At 73.1% G+C, this 2,411-nt stretch carries 2 protein-coding genes and 1 pseudogene; 1 reads left to right on the plus strand and 2 read right to left on the minus strand.

Translation table 11 applies throughout. From position 1 onward, the window contains the following. Positions 1-1,035 (minus strand): annotated as a pseudogene (locus E1182_RS30195) (transposase); the annotation flags it as partial. A gap of 39 nt (positions 1,036-1,074) precedes the next feature. Continuing rightward, positions 1,075-2,013 (minus strand): DNA primase, encoded by a 939-nt coding sequence (locus tag E1182_RS30200; RefSeq protein ID WP_132271137.1) that lies wholly within the window; start codon positions 2,011-2,013, stop codon positions 1,075-1,077. Positions 2,014-2,131: 118 nt separating this feature from the next. On the opposite strand from E1182_RS30200, the gene E1182_RS30205 reads away from it, so the two are divergent. Further along, positions 2,132-2,411, plus strand: a 280-nt coding sequence (locus E1182_RS30205; RefSeq protein ID WP_132271138.1) for a PadR family transcriptional regulator, incomplete at its 3' end; no start/stop codon positions are given.

The following is a 2,411-nucleotide window of genomic DNA, read 5'->3' on the forward strand; positions in this document are numbered from 1 at the left end:
GGGCGTGGCGGGCTCGGTCGAGCGTACGGCGCGCAGCCCGCCCCCGGTGCCGCTGATCCCGGGCAGGTCGGCGACCGGTTCGCCGCGGCGGGCGGCGGCGCGGCGGCCCGGTGCCGGCGTCGCGGTGCTGGTGCGGGCGGTGAGCGTGCTGACCAGGGCCTCACAGCCGGCGTCGCAGGCCCGTACCGCGGCGACCGCCTGCCGGACGGTCTCGGCGACCGCGGCGGTGAGCGCCCGGTTGACCGTGGCCCGTCGGGGCGTCTCGGAGACGGCCACCCGTAGCGCGGTCACCGCGGCGTCGATCTCGTCGGCCTCGGCGACCCCGTCGGCGGCCAGGTGTGCCGCGACCGCGTCGGCGGCGACGGAGACCTCCCGGCCCTGAGTGGTCGTGCCGGAGAGCATGCCGGGCTCGGGGAGGGCGTCCAGGACGGCCAGCGGCACCGGCTCGGCCGGGTCCGGGTACGCCCGCAGCGCGGCGGGGTAGAGCTCGCGAAGCACCTCGCGCAGCGCCACGGCGGCGGAGTGGCGACCGCTGGAGAGGGCGCCGTGCGCCGACAGGACCTGCTTGTAGTTGGCCAGGTCCCGAGGTGCCGGCAGGGTGACCGCGGAGAGAGCGCCCGCCTGGAGGGCGCGCGCCAGGCCAACCGCCCGTCGCTCGGCCGGCGGGGACTGCATCTCCTCCAGCGAGTCGTCGTCGGCGAAACGCTCGGCGAAGTCGTCGACCGAGTCGTCGTCGGCGATCGCGAGTGGACGCCCGGCGGCGCTCAACAGCGACGTGACCGTGTGGTCGTCGCTGTCGGCCGCGATCGCCGCGCCGCTCAGCCCGCCCGACCGCTCCACGAGCAGCGTGACCAGCTGGGCGTAGCCCGCCGGCTCGTCGCTGATCTCGCAGACGTGCAGCAGACGGCCTGCGTCGTCGACCACAGCGGACGTCAGCGTCGATCCGGCCGATGCCGGTCGGTCGGCCGGATCCGCCGAGGCCAGACCGCAGTACACGCGCACGAGCGCCACGGCGTCGTCCTCCTCCCGGGACACAGGTCTTTTCTGCCAGAGACTGATGCTCCCTGGTCGAGGTCAGTCGCGCCAGTCCACCACGGCAGAGATCTTGCCGACAATGGTGCGCCAACCCAGGCTGGCGGTCTGCGCTCCGATTCTCTTCAGCCGTCGGCGGCCGAAGAATCCTCCGATCCCACCATTGACAGACGCCCGCAACGCCTCGTCGAGGTCGTCGAGGCTGGAGCCGGCGGAGAGCATGTCCAGCACCGCCGGCAGTCGCAGCGCGTACGCCAGGTCACGGGCGACCTCGCCGGCCTCGATCAGCAGCGTGGGGTCCCAGGTGTCGTGCCCGCCGCGCAGGTTCTCCACGACCAGGTCCAGTTCGTACATGTCCTCGTCGAGCGGCGCGATGTCGGCCGGCTCCACCCGTTCGGTCAGCTCCTGCCAGCTGTCCAGTTGGGACATGTCGTTCGGCGCGCCGGACCGGATGAAGCTGACCAGCGCCTCGGGGGTCTTGAAGAGCAGCAGCCGGCCCTTGTGGGTCAGGAAGAGCGGGACTTCCTCGTCGCCGGCCGCTTCGTCGGCGTCCTCGGAGTCGGCGTCCTCGGAGTCGGCGTCGGCGTCGGCCTTACGGCGACCCTCGGCCTCCTGCTCGTCCTCCTCGGCGGTGAGGGCGGCGAACTCCTCGTCGAGGATCACCACCTCCTCGTCGTCCTCGTCGGTCTCGACGACCTGGCGGCGGGCCAGGAAGGGGTCGTCCTCGTCGCGCTCGGCGACGTCGGTCGGGGTCAGCTCCCGCGCCGGCCGGTACGCCCGCAGGGTGAAGCCGGTGCCGGCGGGCAGGGCGATCTCCACCGGGTCGATCCGCAGCTCGTCCCAGAGGGCGCGGTCGGCGGCGCCGCGTTCCGCTGCGGAATCGACTGGCCCGTCGGTGGCGTCGAGCTCGGGCTCGTCGGCGTCGGGCCGTTGGGGCGACTGGCGGACCACGCTGACCTCCGTGTGCGTCGGGTTGCCCACTGGTCGACGGCTTCCGCCGACCAGTGACTCTGGGCACATACCCTAGTGGTCCGTCCTGCGGATGCGGACCCCGCACCCCGCTGGCGGTCCGGAGGACCCACAAGTAGGCTTCCTACTTATGAAGGCCCAGTCGCTGCACGGACACCTCGACGCGCTGCTGTTGGCGGTGCTGGAACAGGGTGCCCTGCACGGGTACGCCATCATCGAGGCGTTGCGGGCACGCAGCGACGGCAGCCTCGATCTGCCCACCGGCACCATCTATCCGGCGCTGCGGCGGCTGGAGCGGGCCGGGCACGTGGTCAGCTCGTGGAGCACCGTCAACGGCCGTGAACGACGCACCTACCAGCTCACCGACTCCGGCCGGCGGGCGCTGGCCGGAGAGCGCGACGGCTGGCGGG

The sequence above is a fragment of the Micromonospora sp. KC721 genome, from assembly GCF_004348355.1.
Classification (GTDB): Bacteria; Actinomycetota; Actinomycetes; order Mycobacteriales; family Micromonosporaceae; genus Micromonospora.